The organism is Agrobacterium sp. 22-226-1, assembly GCF_053522345.1.
Window position 1 is genome coordinate 192,905 of the sequence record NZ_JBNWCP010000004.1, and the last position, 22,613, is coordinate 215,517.

Sequence of the window (22,613 nt, forward strand, 5' to 3'; positions counted from 1 at the left end):
AAGATTGGAAGGCCGGGGCGAACGCTCCGGCCTTTTCTGTATTGTCCGGCTGAGAGGGCTCCCGGTCACACGATCGCGTCGTCTTCCTCGATAACCACCGAAACCGGGAAGTGATCGGAAAATCCGCCGAGATTGACGTTTTTGACCGCATCGCCTTTCGAAAGACCGAAGCGGATCGGTCCCTCGTTCTTGCTATGGCTGACCATGGCGGCAATCGCTTCGATTTTCGCGGTTTCCTCGTGCACCTTGAAGCCGCTGCTGCCGCTCAGAAGTGATCGGGAGACGAGGATCTGATCGAAGATATTGGCATCGCCGTTAAAATAGAGCGTGCCGTAGATCGTTCTTGCCGTGCCGACGGAATCCACCACCGGCTGGCGCAGGTAATTCCAGGTGAGATTGTAGAACATGGCCGATTGCGAGTTTTCGACATCGTCGCGCTCGCGGGTGGAATTGGCGTGGTAGCGCAGCGATGCATCGGAAGGATCGTCATTGAAGTCACCGAAGGCGATGACGGCGATGTCGTTGCCTTTTTCTTCCCTGATGCGCTGATGCCAATAGCCCAGCGTCTCACCGGCGGTCATGCGAAAACCGGCGCTCTCCACCGCGCCGCCAGAGCGTGACGGCCAGTGATTGGAGAGCGCGATAAGCTGGCGGCCGCCCTTGGTGATGAAGGTGCATTGGGTAATGTCGCGCGTGCCGGTGCGGCGCATCACGAAATGGCTGAAAATCTCGTTCTCGTTGATCAGCAGCTTTTTGCTGTCATAGATGAAGGCGGTATCGATACCGCGCTGGTCCTTGCTGGAATCGGCATGCACGACCCGGTAGGAGCGCGCGGGCATGAGGTCGTTCAGATGTTCCGCCAGCGTCTCCAGAACGAAACGGTTCTCGACTTCGCATACACCGAGCAGATCCGGTCCCGCGACGCCGATCTGGCTTATGATCAGACCGAGCTGTTTGACCTTGGTTTTGAACAGGTCCTCGGTCCAGCCTTTCAGATCGTTCTTCAGCCGTTCGGCAATCCACGGCTCGCGCGCCGGATAACCCTCCGGCGCAAACAGGTTTTCGACATTCCAGAACGCCAGGACATATTGGGTCATGATCCGCACACCTCCGGTTGGTTTTTCAAGCCTAGTGGAAGTTTTGCCATAACAACTTGAAATTGTCATGAAGGTGGGCAGCCGGCGTAATTTTCCCGTTTTTGGCCTTACGTCGTCGGCGGAATGACACCCTTCGTCAGAAGGAAGCAGCCATAAAATCGGGTTTCGCCCGTGGTGATGACGCAATAGGCTTTTTTTGCCTGTTCGTAGAAGGCGAAGCGCTCGATGCCATACATGGGTGCGGATTTTCCTTCCGCCGCGTCGATTTCCTTCTGCACTTCCACCTGTACCGGCTCCAGCTGATCCGGCGCGCCCATCACCTCCATGCGGCCGACGGAAGGCTGCAGCGGCGTGTCGAGCGGCAGGACGGAGAGGATCGCCTTCATGGCGCGGGCTGCCGAGACATTGTCGATGTGCAGCACCTTGCCGACGGTCGTGTGGCGGGCAACCGAATCGGAGGGGAAGTTGGTGTCGGAGATCACCAGCGTATCGCCATGCCCCATGGCGCGCAGCGCGTGCAGGACATCGGCATTCAGCGCCGGGTCGATATTTTTCAGCATGTCGTCAAACTCCCATGATGCTTTCGCCGTGTTGCGGCGCGCGCGCAATCCAGCCGGAAAACCTTGCTGCGTCAATCGCAAAGGTGTGATTGTGAAGCTTTGCGCAAGGGTGTATTTGGCTTTGTCCGCAAAATCGGGCCTCAAGAGGGGCCGGTTGCGGACAATGTGCAGGGAGGCAGAAATAATTCGAAAAACCGATAAGTCAGTATTGCTGACGTATCGACATTTCTGTAAAGATGCACGCATAAAAACGACACAAGAGGAAACGTACCCATGCTTGATTGGGAACAAATTTTCGCCACGCGCTCTTCGCGCATGAAAGCGTCCGAAATCCGTGAATTGCTGAAGCTGCTCGAGCAGCCCGATATCATCTCCTTTGCCGGCGGTATTCCGGATCCGGCTCTTTTCCCCGCAGAGGAGTTCCAGCAGGCTTATGCGGAAATTTTTTCGGGTTCGCAGGTAAACTCGGCGCTGCAATATTCGGTGAGCGAAGGTTACAAGCCGCTGCGCGAATGGCTGGCGGGCGAAATGGCCGAGATCGGCATCGACTGCACAGCCGACAACGTCTTCATCGTTTCCGGTTCGCAGCAGGGTCTCGATTATCTCGGCAAGCTGTTCCTGTCGCCGAAGGATACGGCGCTGGTGACGTGGCCGACCTATCTCGGCGCGCTTTCCGCTTTCAACGCCTATGAGCCGAATTACGACCAGCTGAACCCCGGCGGCAACCGCACGCCCGAGGCTTACCGCGAAACCGCCACGAAGCTCGGCGGCGCGGTGAAATTCGCTTATCTCTCGGCCGATTTCTCCAACCCGACCGGCGAGACCGTCGATCTGGCCGGCCGCGAAAAGGTTCTGGCGCTGGCCGATGAGCTGGATATCGCCGTCATCGAAGACGCCGCCTATCAGTCGCTGCGTTACGATGGCGAGGCTGTTCCGCCGATCATGGCGCTCGACATCGCCCGCTCGGGTGGCATCGAGAATACCCGCACCATCTATTGCGGCAGTTTCTCCAAGACGCTCGCACCCGGCCTTCGCGTCGGCTACATCGTCGCGTCTGCGCCTGTTATCCGCAAGCTGGTGCTGATGAAGCAGGCCGCCGACCTGCATTCCTCGACCATCAACCAGATCGCCATCGAACGTGTCGCCTCGCGCGGCTTCGACAAACAGGTCGCCAAGATCAAGGCAGCGTATAGCGCCCGCCGTGACGCGATGCTGGCCGCGCTCGACAAATATATGCCGAAGGGCACGCGCTGGACGAAGCCGGAAGGCGGCATGTTCATCTGGGTGACGTTGCCTGAGGGTATGGATGGCGCGGCTCTGCTGGCGAAATCCATCGCCACGGAAAAGGTCGCCTTCGTTCCCGGCCGCGCTTTCTTCGCGGATGGCTCCGGCACGAATACGCTGCGCATCAGCTTCTCCTGCGCCAACGAGGCGATGATCGAGGAAGGCATGAAGCGGCTTGGCCGGTTGATCGCGACGGCGCAGGCGGAAACGGGTGAGGCGCTGCCGGCGATTTGAGGGCGCGCGGCAACGACGGAGGTTGTGGCTTCACCCCCCTCTGTCCTGCCGGACATCTCCCCCTCAAGGGGGGAGATCGACCTGTGGAAAGGTCTCCCCCATCTCAACGTTTGCGAATGAAGTGGCGGTAGCGCCTCTTACCAATCTCCCCCCTTGAGGGGGAGATGCCGGCAGGGCAGAGGGGGGTGAGCCGCAAGCGCTAAGGGGCGTTGTTCCCCTCAATCCCGCTGACCCCTAGTAGATCCACCCCAAAAATCCTGCCTGTCACATACATGTTATGCAATCATGTTTTAGCGGTCCCACCAAACAACAGGGACTGGACCCATGAAAACGCTGCTCTCCGCTTTCACCGCCATCGTGTCGCTCGGCTTCATCGCCACCGCCGCCAATGCTGCCGATCTGGTGCTTTACACCAGCCAGCCCAACGAGGACGCGCAGGCGACCGTTGATGGTTTCAAGGCCGCCAATCCCGGTCTCGAGGTTGAATGGGTGCGTGACGGAACGCCGAAGATCATGGCCAAGCTGATGGCCGAGATCAATGCCGGCAATCCGGTTGCCGACGTGCTGCTGATCGCCGACACGGTGACGCTGGAGCGCATGAAGCAGGCTGGCCAGCTTCTCGCCCACAAGTCTGCGGAAGCCAAGAATATCGACGCCTCGCTCTACGATGCAGACGGCTATTATTACTCCACCAAGCTCATCACGACAGGCATCATGTATAACACCGCCGCCGCGATGAAGCCGACGAGCTGGAAGGATCTGACCAAGGCCGAAGCCAAGGGTCTGGTGACCATGCCGAGCCCGCTGACGTCCGGTGCAGCGTTGATCCACGCGCAGACGCTTGCCGCCGCAAACGGCCTCGGCTGGGATTATTACAAGCAGCTGAAGGCCAATGAAGCCATTGCCGGCGGTGGCAACGGCGCGGTTCTGAAGTCCGTCGCATCGGGCGAAAAGGCCTATGGTGTGGTTGTCGATTACATGCCGATCCGCGAGAAGGCCAAGGGCGCGCCGGTTGAGTTCGTCTTCCCGGAAGAGGGCGTTTCGGCCGTCACCGAGCCGGTCGCGATCATCAAGGGCACCAAGCATGAGGAAGCGGCGAAGAAGTTCGTCGACTACGTGCTGTCCGAAAAAGGCCAGCAGGGCTTCGTCAAGCTCGGTTATATCCCGGTTCGCGCCGATGTCGGCATGCCGGAAGGTTTCCCGGCCCGCGACAAGATCAAGGTTCTGCCGCTCAACGCTGCCGATGCGCTGAAGAATTCCGAACAGGACCTGAAGACCTTCTCCGATATTTTCGGCTCCAAGGGCTGATATAGCGGCATGTCCCGTTCCAATGCCTATGGAAGCAGCCAGCCGCGCTGGCTGTTTCCTTTTGTGGTCAGCGTTGTTTTTGCGCTCAGCGCCCTGCCGCTCGGGCGGCTCGCCTATACTGGTATCATTTCGTCACTTAACGGTGACATATGGCGGCTTCTCGCCGATCCGGCCCTTTGGGATGCGGCGCTGAACACGCTCTCCACCTCGTTTTTCGGCATGCTGATCTCGCTGGCGATTGGCGGCGCCTTCGCGCTTTCGCTGACGCTTTGCGACATTCGCGGCAAGTCGATCCTGAGTTTCATGTTCATGCTGCCGATGATGATCCCGCCGCAGGTGACGGCGCTGTCGTGGATCGGCATGACCGGTCCCTCTAGCACGCTGTTGAAGGCCATCGGCCTTGCACCGCCGATGGGATCGCCGCAGCCGCTTTATTCGATTGCGGGCATCGCGCTTCTGCTCGGTGTGCAGCACGCGCCGCTCGTCTATCTGTCGCTGCGGGCCGGTCTGCTCGCCTTGCCGCAGGACGGCATCGAGGCCGCCAAGCTCTCCGGCGCGTCGCCGCGCCGCGTGCTGTTCGATATCATCCTGCCGCTGTCGACGCCGGGATTGATCGCCGGGGCGGCGATCTCCTTCGTCTCCAGTGTGGGCAATTTCGGCATTCCGGCGATCCTCGGCATCCCCGCCTCGATCTTCACCCTGCCGACGCTGATCTACAGCCGTTTTGCCAGTTTCGGCACCAGCACATTCGGCGATATCGCCATCCTCTCCACCATGATCGCCATCATCTCCGTCGCCGGGCTTGCGCTTCAGGAACGGGCGATGAAAGGCAGGGACTATCGCATCATCGGTCTTTCAGGCAAGGCGGCGACATTCCGGCTTGGGCTATGGCGAGTGGTGGCGGATCTTGCCCTGTGGCTCGTGCTGTTCTTCATGCTGGTGGCGCCGCTGACGGCGCTGGTGGCAAGCTCGCTCGCGCCCGCCTATGGCGTTCCGCTCAGCCTCAAGACCGCGACGCTGCATGCCTATGAGGAATTGCTCTATCGGCAGAGCGTGACGCGTACCGCCTTCCGCAATTCGCTGTTTCTGGCGACGGCCACCTCGCTTTGCCTGCTGGCGGTGACGGTGCTGACGGCCTATTTTCTGGTGCGCGGCAAGAGCCGCTTCATGTTCCTGCTCTCGGCGCTGGTGGATATTCCCTATGCGCTGCCGGGGGTGGTGATATCCGTCTCCTTCGTGCTGCTTTTCGCGGCTCCCATTCCGCTTGTCGGCATCACGCTTTACGGCACGATCTGGATCATTCTGCTTGCCTATTTCTCCTCCTTCTTCGCCGTCAGCCTCAAACCCATGGTCAGCGCCTTCCTGCAATTCGATCCGTCGCTGGAAGAGGCAGCAAGGCTCTCCGGCGCCGGTTTCTGGCGGCGGCTGAAGGATATCATCCTGCCGCTGGTCGGGCCTGCGGCGGGGGCATCGGTCATTCTCGTTTTCCTGATCGCCTGCAACGAGCTGACGGTCTCGGCGCTGCTGTGGTCCGCCGGCACCCAAACGCTCGGCGTGCTCATTTACAATCTCGATGACAGCGGCAGCTTCGATCTTGCCTCGGCACTCTCGGTGCTTGTCGTCATCATGGTGATTTTCCTCATGGCTCTGCTGGAAATTCTGGGGCGCTATCTGCCGAAAGGAGTGGTCCCTTGGCGAAACTGATCCTCAACCGCCTGGCGAAGAGTTTTGGTGCCGGTTCGAAACCAGCCGTGGACGATGTGTCGCTCACGGTGCGTGGCGGCGGTTTTCTCGCTCTGCTCGGGCCTTCCGGCTGCGGTAAGACGACGGTGCTGCGCATGATCGCCGGTTTCGAACAGCCGACCGACGGTTCCATCCTGCTCGGTGAGCGGGTGCTTGCCGATGCCGGCAGCATGGTGCCGCCGGAGCGGCGCAACATGGCGATGGTGTTCCAGTCCTATGCACTGTGGCCGCATATGTCGGTTGCCGACAATGCCGGTTATCCCCTGAAGGTGCGCGGTATTTCGGGTGAGAAATATCGCGACAAGGTGCGCCAGGCGCTGGCCGCCGTCCGCCTCGAGAGCTTCGCCGATCGCCGTCCCGCTGAATTGTCCGGTGGCCAGCGGCAGCGCGTGGCGCTTGCCCGCTGCCTCGTTACCGAGCCTGACGTGGTGCTGCTCGACGAGCCGCTCGCCAATCTCGACCGGCATCTCAGGCAGGAGATGGAGGAGACATTCCGCGAGTTTCACATCCGCTCCGGCGCGACGATGATCTATGTCACCCACGATCAGGCGGAAGCCATGGCGCTGGCAACCGATGTCGCCGTGATGTCGCAGGGCAAGCTGCTGCAGGTCGCGCGACCGGCGGAGCTTTATGCGCGGCCCGAAGGCAGGCTGGTCGGCTCGCTGGTGGGGCAGGGGGCGATCTTGACTTTGCCCGCGCCGGAAGGGACTTCGCGCGACCTTGATTGGGCAGAACTTCGGGCAGCAATGGAGATCGGCAGGCAGTTGCCGCAGGCTGATATTCTCGTGCGGCCGCAGGATGTGGTGCGGGATGCGGAGGGTATTACCTGCACCGTCACCTCGGTTCTTTATGAGGGCGAGCGTTATGCCCTGCGTCTCGACCTGCCGGATGGGCAGGCGCTGAGGGCGTATTCGCGCGACGCGGTGGCAGTCGGAGATCGTCTGCCGGTGGCCATTCGCGCGGCGTGGCGGCTTTAGTGCGATAATTCTACTTCCCTCATCCCTGTGCTTGTCACAGGGATCCAGCTGACGCGCGTCTGCGCGGCGAAAAGAGTCCTTTCAGCCCAAAGACTTGGGCTGACTGGATTCCTGTGACGAGCACAGGAATGAGGGAGGGTGAAGGACGTGGCCCTAGCTACTGGCGAGGCGGCGCGACACCGGCTAAGCTTTCCCTGTAGCAATAGGATTGATTCATGTCGCTTCGGCTTGCCACCTTCAATATCGAAAATCTCCTCACCCGTTTCGATTTCACCGGCTTTCGCAACCAGACGCGGCGCGACAGGGCGATCCAGCTTTTCGATATCAGGGACGAGGCGACCTATCAGGCGCTGGAAAGCGCGCGGATGGTCTCTTCCACCGACGACACGCGCCAGCTTTCGGCACTCGCCATCGCCGATGCGGATGCCGATATTCTCTGCCTGCAGGAAGTGGACAACATGGCCGCGCTGCAGGCCTTCGAATATGGCTATCTCTATCGCATGGTCGGCAATGGCTACCTGCAGAAATATCTGGTCGAGGGCAATGACAGCCGCGGCATCGATGTCGCCGTCGTCATGCGCGAGGAGACGCGGGACGGCGACAGGATCGAGGTGGTGGATATCAAGAGCCATGCGGCGTTGACCTATCGCAATCTCGATCTCTTCGATCCCGCGCTTGCCGCCACAAACCAGATCGACGACAAGATTTTCAAACGGGATTGCCTGGAAATCGACCTCCGGATCGGCGGCAAGCCGCTGACGCTTTATGTCACGCATTTCAAATCCATGACCAATGCCCGTGATGCGGTCGACGCTCGCATCGCCACCATGCCGATCCGCGAGGCGGAGGCCATGGCCGTGCGCCGTATCATTGAAAACCGCTGGGGTGTGGGCAATACCCGCAACAAGAATTTCGCGATCTGCGGCGATCTGAACGATTATCAGGAGCGTGTCGCGATTTCCGGTGACAGGCGCAGCGGCTACAGCTTCACGCCGGTCGAGGAGGAGCGCAGCGCGCTCGATATCCTCTCGGCCGATGGTTTCGTGGTCAATCCGATGATGCGCCGTGACGCCATGGATCGCTGGACGCTTTACCACTCACGCGGGCCGCAGGAGCAGCATCTGTGCCAGCTCGACTATATCTGGCTGTCCCCGCGTCTGGCGGAGACGAACGCCACGCATGTTCCCGAAATCATTCGCAATGGGCAACCTTTCCGGACGATATTCCCGCCGGGGCAGGAGGTCGAACGTTATCCCCGCACCGGCTGGGATCGCCCCAAGGCTTCCGATCATTGCCCCGTGGTCATGACGCTGGATTTGATCTAGTCGAGGCGAAGTCCGCCGCCGGCGATGTTCTTAGCCGTTCGCGACCTTCGGGAAATAGGTTGCCCAGACCCGGTTGCGGCCCGCACGCTTGGCTTCGTAAAGCCGGTCGTCGGCGATGGCGATCAATTCGTCCCAGCTGTTGATTGCACGCGCTTCCTGCCAGACCACGCCGAAACTTGCCGTCAGCGACAGGCTGCTTTGCTCGTCGATGGTCTGGGCTTCGATCAGGCGGCGAAGGCGGTCGGCCGTGGCCGTCGCCGTGGCGTGGCTGACATCCTGCAGCACGACGACGAATTCCTCACCGCCATACCGGGCAAGAATGTCGTCCTTGCGCAATGCGCTGCGCAGCAGGCCCGCGGTCTTCTGAAGCGCGATGTCACCCATGGCATGGCCGTAACGGTCGTTGATCGATTTGAAATGGTCGATATCGACAATCATCACGCCGAGCGACTGACATTGCTCCTCGCCCGTCAATATGGAGCGAACCGCCTTTTCGAGTGCGCGGCGGTTGAAGACGCCCGTCAGCGCATCGGTTTCGGAAAGGGTGCGCAGCTGCTCGGCCAGCGCACGCTGCTGGTTTTCCATTTCGCCCTTCTGACGAAGCTGTTCGCGCAGGAAATCCAGTTCCTCGAACATCTTCTTCACTTCCGGAGCAACCCTGTCCTCATGATTACCCTCGGAAAGATCACCGCCGGCGATGGCGGCGATCTGCGCCTGGACGGATTGCATGGGCCGGAACAGCGCGGTTTTGTAAACGGATGTCAGCCGCAACAGCACCAGAACCGCGATGCCGGCGAGAAAGAGCGAGGTTCCGCCATAGATCAGGGCCTCCTGCTTTTTCTTTTCGATCCGCGCGCGCGTTTCGGACAGAATAAGGTCGCGCAGGGTGTCGGACGACCGCATGCCGGCAATATAGTTTCTGGAGAATTCAAGTGCGCTTGGCTGGGCGGATGGCACCGCCATCACGATCGTGTTCTGCGCGTAACGCAAGGCCTGACCGAAATATTGGGTTTCAAGATCGCGCAATGCGCCGTCCAGTCGCGGCGTCGAGAGATAGGCGGCGGTATAATTGGTCAGCGATGCTTTCAGCGACAGGAGGCTCTGCATCTCGGTATCGAACTTGGCGCGATAACCGAGCTTTTCCTGCCTGTTCGCCTTGAGACTCATGATCACATAGGAACCGAGGCGGCCGATGCGGTCGCGCATCACGCCCGCCGTGCCCGTCATAGCGATGTCGATCGCCACGTCGGGCGTCACCTTGATGATGGCGCGTGCGGCCCTGCCGCGCAGCAGATTGACGCTGTCCGCCGCCTTGAACATCGATGAAATCGCGTTGGACATCGCGCCGTGGTTACGCGCGTCAGGGGGGAGCGCGGCAACCTGATCGACCAGCTCTCGCGATTGCTCGAGCTTCTGGCGGGTATCAGCAAGCGACTTCGCCAGTTCAGGCTGTGTTCTGATATCGTTGGCGAAGGATTTCTCCAGCTCTGACAGCTTGTCGTCCGTTGCCTTGCGCGCGGCGGCAAGCCCTTCGGTCAGCCCTGCATCCGGCACGGATGCGCCCATCAGATTATTGGCGGGGCCTCGCTCGGCCGACACCAGCCATGCGGACTGGAGAGCGGTTTCAAAGCGGGTGAGCTGCGCGGCATTGGTGCGATAACGCAGATAATTATAGACGCTGGGCAGCGCGGCAAGGGTTGCCAGCAGGATGGAGCTTACGGCGATGATGATCGTGCCTGTCAGCTGGATTTTCTGTATGCTCGCGCGCATATGATGCGTTGTTCCCACTGGAATGGTTATGTTTCATCGCCATTCTAGTGGTGCTGCGTAAATACTTCGCTTATTTTCCGGGCCTTTTGCTACAATTGCGATCATGTAGACGGCGTGGCCGGCGACGGTGTGGAAAAGCGGTCTGTCGATGCCACGGCGTTAGTTTTTACTTTACACCAAGTCAGAATCTGATAGTTGGCAAGGCACTGGCTTGCCCTTGTAGCTCAGTTGGTAGAGCACCTGATTTGTAATCAGGGGGTCGCGGGTTCGAACCCTGCCGGGGGCACCAGTAAAATCAATCGCTTAATCCTGAAATCTATTCGGTTGAATGAACCGTGTGACGGGTGACGCTTTGCGTCTGCCGTTGCCGGTGGTTGAGCCCTGATGAAACTGGAGTGACCGGCTTCGGCCTGCCCGCCCGGGAGACTCTCGCATCGGGAAGCCGGTTTAGCCCACTAGAAGGCGAGATCGGGAAGGGCGGGGCATCCGCCAGAGTTGTAAAGCCCCAAGGTTTAAGCATATTGTTCGGCAGATAAGTTGAGCAACAGCGGGCGTTTTCAATGGATGCATATGGTCATTTGCGGATATTGGTAAGCCTCATCCTCGGCCTGGCCATTACCAGAGTGTTGTCCGGTCTTTCCAGAAGGCTGCAGGAGCCGCAGAAGACCGACCGCATGCACGCGCAGATCGTCTGGTCGATTGTCCTGCTTCTTGGAGCTGTCCATTTCTGGTGGTGGGAGTTTGCCCTGCGGCTGATCCACAACTGGAATTTCTGGATTTACATTTTCGTTCTGGTCTACACGTCGCTGTTCTTTTTGATGTCGACGCTGCTTTATCCCGATCACATTCAGGAATTGTCCGAGCGGGAAAGTTTTTTCGTGCGCAGGCGACATGCGTTCTTTGCCCTGTTTGCGGCCTCGTTTGTCTTCGATCTGGTGGACACCTACATCAAGGGCAGGGAACACTTCGAACAGCTCGGGCCATGGTATCTGGCAAGGATAGTCGGCGGTCTGCTTATTGCGATTGTGGCGATGAGAACCGATAGCAGCCGCAAAATCATGTGGCTCGGTGTTGTCTGGCTCTTCTTTAACGCGCTCTGGATAACGGCGATCTACAGCGACCTGTTCTAGCTCCTTCAGCGGCAAAATAACCGGATCGCGAGCCGTGGCTGCGAGTGGAACGCGCAAGCGCACAATGCGGGGTGGCGGTTTCGATGATCGCCTACGGCTTTATGTGATAGAGCTTGTGTACGATAGACCAGTTGCCGTCGCGTTCCAGCAGGGAGAGATATTCGTAAAAATCCATACCGTCGAAACGGGTCGTCAGCTTCACCGAGGCGCTGTCGCCTTCCTTGTCGATGCCCATGATTTCAAAAGCGGGATCGTGATCGGGGAGGCCGCGTTCGCTTTTGCGCATCTGGTCGACAAAGTCCTCCAGGGACAGCCATTCGATTTCGCCTTCGAAGGTTCCGACGATGCTGGCGCGCGGGTCGAAAACGTCACGCATCAGGCTCTCATCCGCATAGGCCATGGCATGGACATAGTCCGTGACGGTCTGGGTAATCGTTTGCGGCATCGGATCATCCTCCCTTCTAATCCAAAGGCCAAGCTTACACCCGTTGACGTCTTTCCACCATAACCCCCTGAAAACGCGCCGGTTACGCTTCTTCCTGCGGTGTTTTCCCGCCGGTTGCGGCAGGCGCGGTGCGAAACCGTGCGGCATGTTTTGCCGCCGCTTTCCACAATTTTGTCCCGCCTGTCATTATAGTCGCCTTGGGTCCGACAAATTTCGGCACCAAGGGCTTTTCCGCCCGTTATGGTGCGGCGCGCCGCGAGGCTTTGTGTGGGCTTTGCCGGTTTAACCGCCGGGGCGGGGTGCCGCGCCGGGCGGAATTGGCCTATGATCCGCCCGCGTGCCAGACGGGAGCGGTGTTGGGCATGCGGGTAACAGTTTGCGTTTGAAGGTGTTTTTGTGATTGATCCCTATGTTTTGCTTGGCGTGGAGCGCGATGCCGACGAGGCGGCGATCAAGTCGGCTTACCGCAAGGTGGCCAAGGCTGCCCATCCCGACAGCGGTGGAGATGCCGAGCAGTTCGCGCGCCTGCAAACCGCCTATGAGCTTCTGAAGGATCCGGTGCGCCGCAAGGTGTTCGACGATACCGGCTATGATCCGCAGCTTGCCGACGCCAAGGACCTCAAGGGCCTACTGATGCTGGAAACGCTGGTGAATGAATTCATTCTGGACGAACGCGAACCCGGCAGTTTCGACCCCGTGGCCGCCATGCGCCGCAAGCTGACTGACGATATTCTGAAAAGCCGTTTCCATATTCTCGAGCTGGAACGGCACCGCACCCGGGTTCGCAAACATATGGACCGCCTCGGTCGCAAGCCGGAAACCGATGTGCTGAGTTCGATGCTGCGCGCCCGCAGCCAGTCCATCGCCGAAGCCATCCGTAATGCCGAAGCCCAGATCGAGGCAATCGAACAGGCTTATACGATGCTCGAAGGTTATTCCTACGAGCTGGAAAGCGTGACGCTGGCCGAGCCCTTGCTGAAAGGCGAGGCGGCGGAATAGGCGGCTGTTCAGGGGCCGTTGACGAGGGCGAGGATGAGCTGATGCACCCGCCCGCCGGGGGAAAGCTCTTCCCGGTCGAAATCGCGGCCGCGCTGGCGCTGCTCGTTGGAAAGCTCACCCAGCCGCTGTTGCAGAACGGCGCGCACCTTCTGGCATTTGGCATCGTTCTCCGCCCTCAGCCCGATGCTGAAGGCTTCGATCTTTTTCACCATGTCGAGAATATGGTCACCATGGACGCGTTCGTGGGTTTCCACGCCGGAAATGAAGGTTCTCCAGCTGGCGGCGACGGCGGGCGGCAGATTGGCGGGCGCTTTCGGCCAGGTGTAGATGATGGTGAGATTGGGCCTTGCGGTGGCCAGCACGCAGGCGCCATCCGGCTGCGGACGGTAATCCCGCCGCCATGTCAGCTTGAAGGTGGTGTGGGCAATGGCCTGCACGCCGGCGGTTGGACCGCGCTCGCCGATCGATTGATAAAGCGCACCGCCCGTATTGCCGCTGATAGCATAGGTTTTTATCTGCTCGGCCGGTTTCCAGTCGGCCGCCTGCGCTGACAGCGGCAGGGTGCCGAGCGTGATGACGGTGCTGATGGCAAAGGAAAAGAGGCTATTGGCGGGCACGCAGCGATCCTTGGTGATTTGCGCGCCGAAGATAGGCGAGAGCCGCGCCGTCAGGCAAGGGCCCTCCGGCTGCGAGTGCCGGGTTTTCCGATAGGGTGCCACCCATGAAAACCCCCGCGACAGGGCGCGGGGGGACAAGCTTGTGGACTGCAGGGGTAATCAGTCGTCCAGCTTGTCGTAATCGAGCTTCGGAGCATTCTGAAGCGCTTCCTTGGTGGTGTCGACATAGGCCTTCCAGGTGCCGTTGTCGTTGTGGACCGCGACGGAAGCCGGGTCGAGCACCACATAGCTCTTGTCGATGCCGAGGAAACCGCCGACGCTGGCCACAAGGCCGATCACCGACTTGCCGTCGCCGATGACGACATCTTCGATTTCGCCGATGTTTTCGTTCTGCGCGTTATAGATGTCCATGCCATCGAGCTGGGACGCAGTGAGGTCGGTCTTCTGGACATTGACGAACTTCAGCGGGCCGCTGGCCTTGGTGCCCATGGTAATGCCTGGGCCGGACAAAGTGGCGTCCGCGCCGGCAGCAGGAGCCGTGGTGGCCGTCTGGGCAAAAGCCACGGAAGAGGAGAGCGCTGCTGCGGCAGCGAGAGCGATGACCTTGATTTTCATGATGTTTCTTCCCTTTGTATGCTGAACGTTGCGTTCGGGGAGGAAACGACGGGAGGCGGATTTGGTTCCTCATGGGAGGACAGGAAAATTTCGTCTATGCTGAAAAAAGGAACAGGCGTGCATCGAAATCGGGAGGATGTCATGGCGAAAAACACGGTGGGGAAAGATGCGGAGGAGACCGCACCATCGGACTTCATCGACCGGAAGATCGCGGAGCTCGGCGACTGGCGCGGTGAGACGCTCGCGCATATTCGCGCGGTGATCAGGAAGGCCGATCCGGAGGTGGTGGAAGAGGTGAAATGGCGTGGCGTGCCGGTTTGGTCGCACGCGGGCATCCTCTGCACCGGCGAAACCTACAAGAGCGCGGTGAAGATGACATTCGCCAAGGGTGCCTCGCTGGAGGACCCGGCGGGGCTGTTCAATTCGAGCCTCGAGGGCAATATGCGGCGGGCGATTGATTTTCACGAGGGGGATATCGTGGATGAGGAGGCGCTGGCGGCGCTGATCCGGGCGGCGGTGGCGTTGAATATGACGCAGAGCGTCTAATTGAAAGTTTTAGGTCAAGACTAGAGCTAGCGATTCAATGAGTTGCTGACGCAATGCAAGACTTCTTTGCCTAAAGAGTAGCATTTTATTGCTTCTTCATACGTCGCGTTTGGCGGGCCAGGTCGCAGCGCGGATCAGGCAGTGCGAAAGCTGATCGCAGTTGCCGGAGCGCGCGGGTGCTCCGGTCATGTTTTTCGCAATAGACATGCCTGACGTCGAAGATCGCCGATGCGTGCGTTAGCGCCCCGGCCGGCCCGTCTTGCCCTTGGTTCGGCTCTTGCGCTTCTGCTCACCGGCATCCTCATAGGAACCCGCGCCGATCTTGCCACGCACCAGCGGCCGCGGATCATCGGTGGCACGCTCTGGCTGGCCTTCCAGCAACGGTGAGAACCGTTTGCCGGGCTCGGTCTCGGGCTTGTCGGGCACCGCGCCGCGCACGGGTTTTTCGGTCCTGCCCACCGTCATCTCGTCCAGCGTGTTCCTGCGGAACAGCGGTTTTCCCGCATCCGAGCCGGGGCCCATTTCATCCAGCGAGGGTTTGGCGAAGAGGGATTTGCCGCTTTCGTTCGCTGCGGCGTCCGTCTCCGTCCCGCCGGATGTCTCGCCCTCCGGTGGGGAGATCGACAAGTGGCTGCGTCTGTTGTTTTTTCCGCCGCCTTCGATGGCGCGGGCCTCTTCCTTGGCCATAGGGTCGTCCATGGTCGCCAGCTCGGCGGCCTTGAGGCGTTTGATTTCGTCGCGCAGGCGGGCGGCTTTTTCGAAGTCGAGATCGGCGGCGGCGTCGCGCATGGATTTTTCCAGCGCGTTGAGATGGGCCTGAAGATTGTTGCCGACCAGATGGCCGCCATCGGCGAAGCCCTTGCCGGAAACGCCAGAAATATCGGCCCTTACGTGATCGCGCTCATAAACAGAATCAAGAATGTCCGAAATCTTCGCCTTGACCGATTCCGGCGTAATGCCGTGTTCGGCATTATAGGCCATCTGCTTTTCGCGGCGGCGGGAGGTTTCCTCCATCGCCCGCTTCATCGAGCCGGTGATATTGTCGGCATAAAGGATGACCTTGCCGTCGACGTTACGGGCGGCGCGGCCGATGGTCTGGATCAGCGAGGTTTCCGAACGCAGGAAACCTTCCTTGTCGGCGTCGAGGATGGCGACGAAACCGCATTCGGGAATATCGAGACCCTCGCGCAAGAGGTTGATACCGACGAGAACGTCGAAGGCACCGAGGCGCAGGTCGCGGATGATCTCGATGCGCTCCAGCGTGTCGATATCCGAGTGCATGTAACGGACGCGGACGCCCTGTTCATGCAGATATTCGGTCAGGTCCTCGGCCATGCGTTTGGTCAGCACGGTGCAGAGCGTGCGATAGCCCTTGGCGGCGGTTTCGCGGATTTCGCCGAGAACATCGTCGACCTGGCTGCGGGCGGAGCGCACTTCCACCGGCGGATCGATGAGGCCGGTCGGGCGGATGACCTGTTCGGCGAAGACGCCGCCGGACTGTTCCATCTCCCATGAGCCGGGGGTTGCCGAAACCGCGACGGTGAGCGGGCGCATCGCATCCCATTCCTCGAAGCGCAGCGGCCGGTTGTCCATGCAGGAGGGCAGGCGGAAGCCGTATTCGGCCAGCGTCGCCTTGCGCCTGAAGTCGCCGCGATACATGCCGCCGATCTGGCTGACGGAGACGTGGCTTTCGTCGATGAACAGCAGCGCGTTATCAGGAATATATTCGAACAAAGTGGGCGGCGGTTCGCCGGGATTGCGGCCGGTGAGATAACGCGAATAGTTCTCGATGCCGGCGCAGGAGCCGGTCGCTTCCAGCATCTCGATATCGTAGCGGGTACGCTGCTCCAGCCGCTGGGCTTCCAGCAGACGCCCGGCCTTTTCCAGCTCGGCGAGGCGGCCCTTCAGCTCTTCCTTGATCGACTTGATCGCGCCGTTCAGCGTCGGGCGTGGGGTCACATAGTGCGAATTGGCGTAAATTTTGACCGATTGCAGGTCGCCGGTCTTCTGGCCCGTCAAGGGGTCGAATTCGGTGATGGAATCGATCTCGTCGCCGAACATCGATATGCGCCAGGCGGCATCTTCAAGGTGGGCGGGGAAGATTTCGATGGTATCGCCGCGCACGCGGAACGAGCCGCGCTGGAAATCCATGTCGCGGCGTTTGTATTGCTGGGCCACGAGGTCGGCCAGAAGCTGGCGCTGGTCCAGCCGGTCACCCACCTGCATCTGGAAGGTCATGGCCGTATAGGTCTCGACCGAACCGATACCGTAGATGCAGGAAACCGAGGCGACGATGATGCAGTCGTCGCGTTCCAGCAGCGAGCGGGTGGCGGAGTGGCGCATCCGGTCGATCTGTTCGTTGATCGAGGATTCCTTCTCGATGAAGGTGTCGGAGCGCGGCACATAGGCTTCCGGCTGATAATAATCGTAGTAGGAGACGAAATATTCCACCGCATTGTCGGGGAAGAAGTTCTTGAACTCCGAATAGAGCTGCGCGGCCAGCGTCTTGTTGGGGGCGAGGATGACAGCCGGGCGCTGCGTTGCCTCGATCACCTTGGCCATGGTGAAGGTCTTGCCCGAGCCGGTGACGCCGAGCAGCACCTGGCTGCGTTCGCCGGAATTGATGCCTTCCACAAGGTCGTTGATGGCCGTCGGCTGGTCGCCGGCGGGCTTGTAGTCCGAAGCCATGCGGATGGCGACGCCGCCTTCGGATTTTGGCGGGCGGGCGGGCCGGTGCGGCGTCCAGAGCTTGCCGTCCTTGAACAGCGGATTGCCGCTCTCGATCAGTTTCGACAGCGCGTCCACAGTGGCGGTGACGGCGCCCGGCGCGAGGTTGGCGGCATCCTCCAGCGATACGTCCATGCCGGCGACCGGATTGAGACCGGCGGCGGCGCGGGTTTTCGGATCGCTCGATGCGCCGATGGAAACGCCGCGTGCGGTCTTGGAGGCCGTGGTGTTCTTGGCCGTCTTCGGGGGGGCTTTCTGGGCCTCCTTGCGCGCTTCGATCTCGATCTTCTTGCGGTGCTTGCCCGCCTTCGAGGCGATTTCGCGCTGGGTTTCCACGGAGGACGCCTCCGCTTCCGCCTCGAGCTGCTTCACCCAATCGGCGACGCTGCCGCTGAGCGGCGCGCCTTCGAAGGACGATTGCGGAGCTTCCTCGAAGCCCGAGGGCGAGGAGGTGGAGTTTTTCGGTGATCTGGCCATAGGCGAAATATGGAGGGAGTCACGCATAAAGGGAAGGGGATGCGGTGAAAAAATGAGTACAAAAAGGAAACGAAGCGTGCGGAACAAAATTCGGCCGGATGCGTTGCGTAGCGGCTGACGACAGCTTTGCTAAAATCCGCAGAAAATCGATTCCGGTTTTCTGGCGGATGCGCTAGAGCAAATCCATACGGGCGGGATGAGGGTTCCCTTCAGACTGCCTTCTCCTGCCGCATTTCATGACATCCCTCCTTTTTTTCCAGGACCCATCATGCCGTTCTCAATCAGCCCTGCCCATATCTGGCCTGTCCTGATGCTTATCGCCTCCAATGTTTTCATGACCTTCGCCTGGTACGGCCATCTCAAGCACAAGGGCAGCGCGCTCTTCCTGGCGATTGTCGCCAGCTGGGGCATCGCCTTCTTCGAATATGTGCTTGCCGTTCCCGCCAACCGCATCGGTTCGGAGGTCTATTCGACCGCGCAGCTCAAAACCATCCAGGAAGTCATCACGCTCGCGGTCTTCGCGCTGTTTTCGATCTTCTGGCTGAAGGAAAGCATCACCATCAATCACGTGATCGGTTTCGCGCTGATCGCTTTCGGTGCGTCCTTCATTTTCCGCTCCTGAAAAGGAAAAAATACCCCGGCGCTTGCCGGCCCGGAACCAGTCGCAACGGATATGAGGTGATGTATCGATGAAAATACGGCCTGCGACAGTTGACGATGCAACGGGTATGGCGGCGGTTCAGAACGAGATATTCTCGGCCGGCCTCCGAAAAGCGCCGACGGAGATTACGGCGGTGCTGGAGAATTACATCCAGCACGCCGACCGTATCGAATGCTCGGTCGCCGAGGACGACGACGGGCGTATCCTGGGCTTCCAGTCGCTGCGTTATGCGCGCGCGGACAATCCCTATGGCGTGGCGGAAGGCTGGGGCATCATCGGCACCCATGTCAGCCCGCAGGCGGCACGAAGAGGTGTGGGATCCGCCCTCTTCGCGGCAACGCACAGGGCGGCGGAGGCGCGTGGCCTTAAAAATATCGATGCCAGCATCGGCGCGGACAACATGCTCGGACAAAGCTATTACGACGCCATGGGATTTACGACCTATCGCCAGCCGGCGGGGCTGGTCTGCAAGGTTTACCGGCTGGGTTAGACGCGGTCTGCTTCCGGGTCAGCCGCGATTGTCGTTTTCGGAATATTGCAGGCGGGCCTTGCAGATGCGAACGTGGTTCTCGTCAGCCCATTGCACCAGCAATTGCATCGGCACCAGAAACGAGCGGCCGAGATTGGTCAGCTCATATTCCACGCGCGGCGGCACCTCGGCATAAAGCGTGCGGCGGATGAAGCCATCCTCTTCCAGCCGTTTCAGGGTGCGGGACAACATCTGCTTGGAAATATCGTCGATCCTGCGGTTCAGCTCGTTGAAGCGCAGCACGCCGCCCTGCAGGGCTTCCAGAACCAAAAGGCTCCATTGATCGCCGATACGGTCCAGCACGTCGCGGATGGGGCAGGGCTGGTCGAAGGCAAAAACCTCTTTCGTCTGCGTATCCGCCATGTCCTTACCCCTTGCCCTTTTTACCCTTGCAGGTCATCGCCATGTGACCAGATCAGCCGCCGCTGACTTCTTGCGGCTATGGCTGCGATACCATAGCTCTTCTTTGCGGTCTATAATCTAGACCGGTAACGATAGTGACAAGAGGAAAGAAGCCATGGCTAAAATCGCGCTCATCGGCGCTTCCGGCAATGCCGGGTCCCGTATTCTGAAGGAACTTTCCGACCGGGGACATCAGGTGACGGCAATCGCCCGCAATCCTGAAAAGATCGCCAGCCTGCCGAATGTGGTGGCAAAGAAGGGCGATGTTTTCGATCAGGCAGGGCTTTCGGAACTGCTGAAGGGTCACGATGCCGTGATCAGTTCGGTGCATTTCACCGCCAGCGATCCGGCAACGCTGATCGAGGCCGTGCGCGCCTCCGGCGTTCAGCGCTATCTGGTCGTCGGCGGCGCCGGCAGCCTTGAAATCGCGCCGGGCCAGCGTGTGGTCGACCTGCCGGATTTCCCGGCCGCCTACAAGGCCGAAGCGACCAAGGGTGCGGAGTTTCTGGATATTCTGAAACAGGAAAAACAGCTCGACTGGACCTTTCTGTCGCCATCCGCCGAATTCGTGCCGGGCGAAAGAACCGGCAAATTCCGCATCGGCAAGGATAATCTCCTCAGCAATGACGAAGGCAGCCGCATTTCCTTCGAAGATTATGCCATCGCGCTTGTCGATGAAATCGAGAAGCCGCAGCATTCCCGCCAGCGTTTCACCGTCGGTTATTGAGAGGTATCACCCATGAATTTCGTAACACGCCGTCTTGCCATCGCCGCTTTCGCCCTCGTGCCCGCCTTGATGGCGGCACCCGTTCTGGCGCAAACCGCAGCACGGGACTTCGCGCAGGAAGAAGCCAACCGCAAACTGGTGATCGAGTTCTACGATACGGTCTTCAACAAGCATGATGTGGCGAAGGGCGCCGCCGTCCTCGTCGACAGCTACAAGCAGCACAACCCGATGGTGCCGGACGGCAAGGCGCCGTTCGTTAATTATTTTACCGGCTTCTTCAAGGAGAATCCGCAGTCGAAAGCGCGGATCGTTCGCAGCGCCACGGATGGCGATCTGGTCTATCTGCACATCCATTCGACGGAAAATGAAGGTGATCGCGGCAGGGCCATCGTCGATATCTTCCGTGTCACCGATGGCAAGATCACCGAGCACTGGGACGTGATCCAGGAGGTGCCGGAAAAGGCGGCGAACAATAATACAATGTTCTGAGGGCCGTTGCCGTCGCATTGCCGATAACAGGGGAACAGCCGGGATTTTCGCCCGGCTGTTTTCATTTTCAGATCGCGCGTCGTTTCTGGCGCGACTGTACGATCAAATCCAGCGCGAGCATGGCCAGCAGGCTCGCGCCCACCAGCGGGAAAATGATGCCGCCGATGGCCAGCATGACGAGCAGGCCGTGCAGGACGCGTTTTTCCTGCGGCAGGGGTGGCACGCCGAGCGACCCTTTCGGGCGGCGTTTCCACCACATGATGCCGGCGGATACGGCAAGCAGCACGATGCCGATACAGGCGGCCAGAAGCACGATCTGGTTGGCGAGGCCATATTGCTGGCCCAGATGTACGTTGATGCCCCATTCCAGCGCCTTGCCGAGCGGGCCGTAGTCGGCGTAGCTCATATCGATCAGCGTTTTACCGCTATATTGATCGAGATGGACGACACGTTGCTGCGCCAGATCGTCGGGATAGACGGAGCCGCTATAAACGCCCGTCGGTTTGCCCGGCAGGGAGACAGCGTAACCGGCGGCAAGACCGAGCGCGTCGAAACGCGCTATCGCCTCGTCGATCCCGATTGGCTGGCCTTCGGCGGAATGGGTGGATTCCGGTATTTTCGCCTGCTCCAGCGACCAGCTTGTCTTCGCCACGTGATCGAGATGTTCGCCCGACATCGGAACATCGGTGCGAATGCCCGCCGGATATCCGAAGTTGCTGCCATTCGCCCATTCATTGACCTTCGCACCCCACACGCCCGACCAGGGCATGCCGGTGACGGCAAGGAAAACGATGAAAAAACCGACGAAAATGCCGGTGACGGCATGGGTATCGCGCCAGAACACCCGCTTTTTCGGCGTGCCGCGCACGGTCACGACACCGCCGGTCTGCTTTCGCGGCCACCAGAGATAGATGCCGGTGGCGACAAGAAGGATTGACCAGCCGGCAGCGATCTCGATCAGATAGCGGGCATAGGTACCGAAATATTTCAGGCTGTGGAGATAGCGGATCGTCCACATGACGGTGCCGCGATCCGGCAGGGAGCCCGCAACCTCAGCAGTGTAGGGATTGACGTAGACGGCCTGCTTTCCATCCGCCGTATTGACGGTGATTTCCGTCGACGCGCCCGGATCGGCGGATGTGGTATATTTGACGGCTGTGCCGGGAACGGCCGCAAGTGCTGCACTCACGATCTCGGAAGGCAGCGCTTTCGGCGCATTTTGCACCACCTCGATCCGCTTCAGGTCTGAATGGATGAGATTATCGAACTCGTCCCGGAAGAGATAAAGTGCACCGGTGACGGCGAGCGATATCATGAAGGGCAGGACGAGCAGACCGGCGTAGAAATGCCAGCGCCATACGGCGCGGTAAAGATTTGCGGACGAGGAATGCGCAGGCGCACGCTCGCCCTCGAAAGAGGTCGTAACGGACATGAATGTCTCCGCAAGAGAATTATTTTCCGGCAGGCCGGACAGTGTTCTAGCGCTGCGGAGCGGAGGGAGGTGCGCGTGGGCGCGATTCCAGATTGGGCGGCGATGGCGGCAATACCGCGTCGACGTTCAGGAAGGCGACTTCGACCGCGGGGAGAATATTGTCCGCGCGCTCGATGGGAATGACCGGAAGAGCGGCGGCGGTGGCCGAAGCCAGACGGCAGAGCGTGCCGCAACAGTCATCGGCGATCTTGCCGGCCGGGTTCTGTTTGCTGGAGCCGCCTTCCGGCATATGGCTGGAACAGATGATCTCATCCGCCGCCAGCGCGGCCATCGCCATATTGCCGCTGGTCAGGCCGTTGGCGAGACCCTGCAAAAGGAAAAGCAGAACCGCCAGCATGGCGATGGCGCCAGCCGAACTTCTGTCCTGCATGATCCTGCGAATGAATCCCATGCAATCGGAATGTCATATTTGCAGCGAAATGTCACCGCGACACAATGACGGGCTGGGAAGGGCAACAA

Annotated in this window: 22 protein-coding genes and 1 tRNA gene; 13 read left to right on the forward strand and 10 right to left on the reverse strand. The window is 60.0% G+C overall.

Annotated features, from left to right (window positions below; genetic code table 11):
- Positions 1–65: 65 nt before the first annotated feature.
- Complete coding sequence (locus tag ACQZ5K_RS08955) at positions 66–1,097, reverse strand: endonuclease/exonuclease/phosphatase family protein (RefSeq protein ID WP_448740178.1); 1,032 nt, start codon at positions 1,095–1,097, stop codon at positions 66–68.
- Positions 1,098–1,204: 107 nt separating this feature from the next.
- The gene (locus ACQZ5K_RS08960) at positions 1,205–1,657 is read right to left on the reverse strand and encodes an RbsD/FucU family protein (protein WP_174044607.1); all 453 of its coding nucleotides are present in this window, start codon (positions 1,655–1,657) and stop codon (positions 1,205–1,207) included.
- Positions 1,658–1,930: 273 nt separating this feature from the next.
- Between ACQZ5K_RS08960 and ACQZ5K_RS08965 the strand changes: the two genes are divergently transcribed.
- The 5 genes from ACQZ5K_RS08965 (at position 1,931) to ACQZ5K_RS08985 (ending at position 8,528) form a co-directional block, all read left to right on the forward strand.
- Entirely contained in the window at positions 1,931–3,175 is a 1,245-nt protein-coding gene (locus ACQZ5K_RS08965; protein ID WP_448740179.1) for an aminotransferase-like domain-containing protein, read from the forward strand.
- 324 nt (positions 3,176–3,499) lie between these two features.
- The gene (locus tag ACQZ5K_RS08970; RefSeq protein ID WP_448740180.1) at positions 3,500–4,483 is read left to right on the forward strand and encodes an ABC transporter substrate-binding protein; all 984 of its coding nucleotides are present in this window, start codon (positions 3,500–3,502) and stop codon (positions 4,481–4,483) included.
- A gap of 9 nt (positions 4,484–4,492) precedes the next feature.
- Positions 4,493–6,187 carry an ABC transporter permease gene (locus ACQZ5K_RS08975; RefSeq protein WP_448740181.1) on the forward strand — a complete coding sequence of 565 codons (1,695 nt, stop codon included), beginning with the start codon at positions 4,493–4,495 and terminating at the stop codon, positions 6,185–6,187.
- The gene (locus ACQZ5K_RS08980; RefSeq protein WP_448740182.1) at positions 6,175–7,203 is read left to right on the forward strand and encodes an ABC transporter ATP-binding protein; all 1,029 of its coding nucleotides are present in this window, start codon (positions 6,175–6,177) and stop codon (positions 7,201–7,203) included. Before ACQZ5K_RS08975 ends, ACQZ5K_RS08980 begins: the two co-directional genes overlap by 13 nt.
- A 215-nt stretch (positions 7,204–7,418) precedes the next feature.
- On the forward strand, positions 7,419–8,528 hold the full coding sequence (locus tag ACQZ5K_RS08985) for an endonuclease/exonuclease/phosphatase family protein (RefSeq protein WP_448740183.1): 1,110 nt from the start codon (positions 7,419–7,421) through the stop codon (positions 8,526–8,528).
- Between the two features lie 30 nt (positions 8,529–8,558).
- On the opposite strand, the gene ACQZ5K_RS08990 is transcribed toward ACQZ5K_RS08985, so the two are convergent.
- On the reverse strand, positions 8,559–10,298 hold the full coding sequence (locus ACQZ5K_RS08990) for a GGDEF domain-containing protein (RefSeq protein WP_003522406.1): 1,740 nt from the start codon (positions 10,296–10,298) through the stop codon (positions 8,559–8,561).
- 213 nt (positions 10,299–10,511) lie between these two features.
- Between ACQZ5K_RS08990 and ACQZ5K_RS08995 the strand changes: the two genes are divergently transcribed.
- Positions 10,512–10,587, forward strand: a tRNA-Thr gene (locus ACQZ5K_RS08995).
- A 271-nt stretch (positions 10,588–10,858) separates the two neighbouring features.
- Positions 10,859–11,428 (forward strand): hypothetical protein, encoded by a 570-nt coding sequence (locus tag ACQZ5K_RS09000; protein WP_448740184.1) that lies wholly within the window; start codon positions 10,859–10,861, stop codon positions 11,426–11,428.
- A gap of 91 nt (positions 11,429–11,519) precedes the next feature.
- Here ACQZ5K_RS09000 and ACQZ5K_RS09005 read toward each other — a convergent pair whose 3' ends face one another.
- On the reverse strand, positions 11,520–11,873 hold the full coding sequence (locus tag ACQZ5K_RS09005; RefSeq protein WP_003522435.1) for a nuclear transport factor 2 family protein: 354 nt from the start codon (positions 11,871–11,873) through the stop codon (positions 11,520–11,522).
- Between the two features lie 396 nt (positions 11,874–12,269).
- Between ACQZ5K_RS09005 and ACQZ5K_RS09010 the strand changes: the two genes are divergently transcribed.
- Entirely contained in the window at positions 12,270–12,872 is a 603-nt protein-coding gene (locus ACQZ5K_RS09010; RefSeq protein ID WP_003522436.1) for a J domain-containing protein, read from the forward strand.
- Positions 12,873–12,880: 8 nt separating this feature from the next.
- On the opposite strand, the gene ACQZ5K_RS09015 is transcribed toward ACQZ5K_RS09010, so the two are convergent.
- On the reverse strand, positions 12,881–13,489 hold the full coding sequence (locus ACQZ5K_RS09015; protein ID WP_448740185.1) for a DUF922 domain-containing Zn-dependent protease: 609 nt from the start codon (positions 13,487–13,489) through the stop codon (positions 12,881–12,883).
- Between the two features lie 159 nt (positions 13,490–13,648).
- On the reverse strand, positions 13,649–14,104 hold the full coding sequence (locus ACQZ5K_RS09020; protein WP_003522438.1) for a PRC-barrel domain-containing protein: 456 nt from the start codon (positions 14,102–14,104) through the stop codon (positions 13,649–13,651).
- 141 nt (positions 14,105–14,245) lie between these two features.
- Between ACQZ5K_RS09020 and ACQZ5K_RS09025 the strand changes: the two genes are divergently transcribed.
- Complete coding sequence (locus ACQZ5K_RS09025; RefSeq protein ID WP_448740186.1) at positions 14,246–14,650, forward strand: DUF1801 domain-containing protein; 405 nt, start codon at positions 14,246–14,248, stop codon at positions 14,648–14,650.
- Positions 14,651–14,887: 237 nt separating this feature from the next.
- Here the strand turns inward: ACQZ5K_RS09025 and uvrB are convergent, their stop codons facing one another.
- Positions 14,888–17,854 (reverse strand): excinuclease ABC subunit UvrB, encoded by a 2,967-nt coding sequence (gene uvrB / locus ACQZ5K_RS09030; RefSeq protein ID WP_448740187.1) that lies wholly within the window; start codon positions 17,852–17,854, stop codon positions 14,888–14,890.
- A gap of 268 nt (positions 17,855–18,122) precedes the next feature.
- Here uvrB and ACQZ5K_RS09035 point away from each other — a divergent pair, with 268 nt between their 5' ends.
- Together ACQZ5K_RS09035 and ACQZ5K_RS09040 are read left to right on the forward strand one after the other, a co-directional pair.
- Positions 18,123–18,476: a DMT family protein gene (locus ACQZ5K_RS09035; RefSeq protein ID WP_003507620.1), complete on the forward strand. Its 354-nt coding sequence runs from the start codon at positions 18,123–18,125 to the stop codon at positions 18,474–18,476.
- Between the two features lie 106 nt (positions 18,477–18,582).
- Entirely contained in the window at positions 18,583–19,005 is a 423-nt protein-coding gene (locus ACQZ5K_RS09040) for an N-acetyltransferase family protein (RefSeq protein ID WP_448740273.1), read from the forward strand.
- Between the two features lie 18 nt (positions 19,006–19,023).
- Here ACQZ5K_RS09040 and ACQZ5K_RS09045 read toward each other — a convergent pair whose 3' ends face one another.
- Positions 19,024–19,407, reverse strand: a complete 384-nt coding sequence (locus ACQZ5K_RS09045) for a winged helix-turn-helix transcriptional regulator (protein ID WP_065655871.1) — start codon at positions 19,405–19,407, stop codon at positions 19,024–19,026.
- Between the two features lie 154 nt (positions 19,408–19,561).
- Between ACQZ5K_RS09045 and ACQZ5K_RS09050 the strand changes: the two genes are divergently transcribed.
- Entirely contained in the window at positions 19,562–20,173 is a 612-nt protein-coding gene (locus ACQZ5K_RS09050) for an NAD(P)-dependent oxidoreductase (RefSeq protein WP_080816605.1), read from the forward strand.
- A gap of 12 nt (positions 20,174–20,185) precedes the next feature.
- Positions 20,186–20,662, forward strand: coding sequence for a nuclear transport factor 2 family protein (locus ACQZ5K_RS09055; RefSeq protein ID WP_448732804.1), 477 nt, complete (start codon positions 20,186–20,188; stop codon positions 20,660–20,662).
- A 67-nt stretch (positions 20,663–20,729) separates the two neighbouring features.
- On the opposite strand, the gene ACQZ5K_RS09060 is transcribed toward ACQZ5K_RS09055, so the two are convergent.
- Together ACQZ5K_RS09060 and ACQZ5K_RS09065 are read right to left on the reverse strand one after the other, a co-directional pair.
- The gene (locus ACQZ5K_RS09060) at positions 20,730–22,094 is read right to left on the reverse strand and encodes a PepSY-associated TM helix domain-containing protein (protein ID WP_448740188.1); all 1,365 of its coding nucleotides are present in this window, start codon (positions 22,092–22,094) and stop codon (positions 20,730–20,732) included.
- Positions 22,095–22,140: 46 nt separating this feature from the next.
- Positions 22,141–22,545, reverse strand: coding sequence for a DUF2946 family protein (locus tag ACQZ5K_RS09065; protein WP_448740189.1), 405 nt, complete (start codon positions 22,543–22,545; stop codon positions 22,141–22,143).
- Between the last annotated feature and the right edge of the window lie 68 nt (positions 22,546–22,613).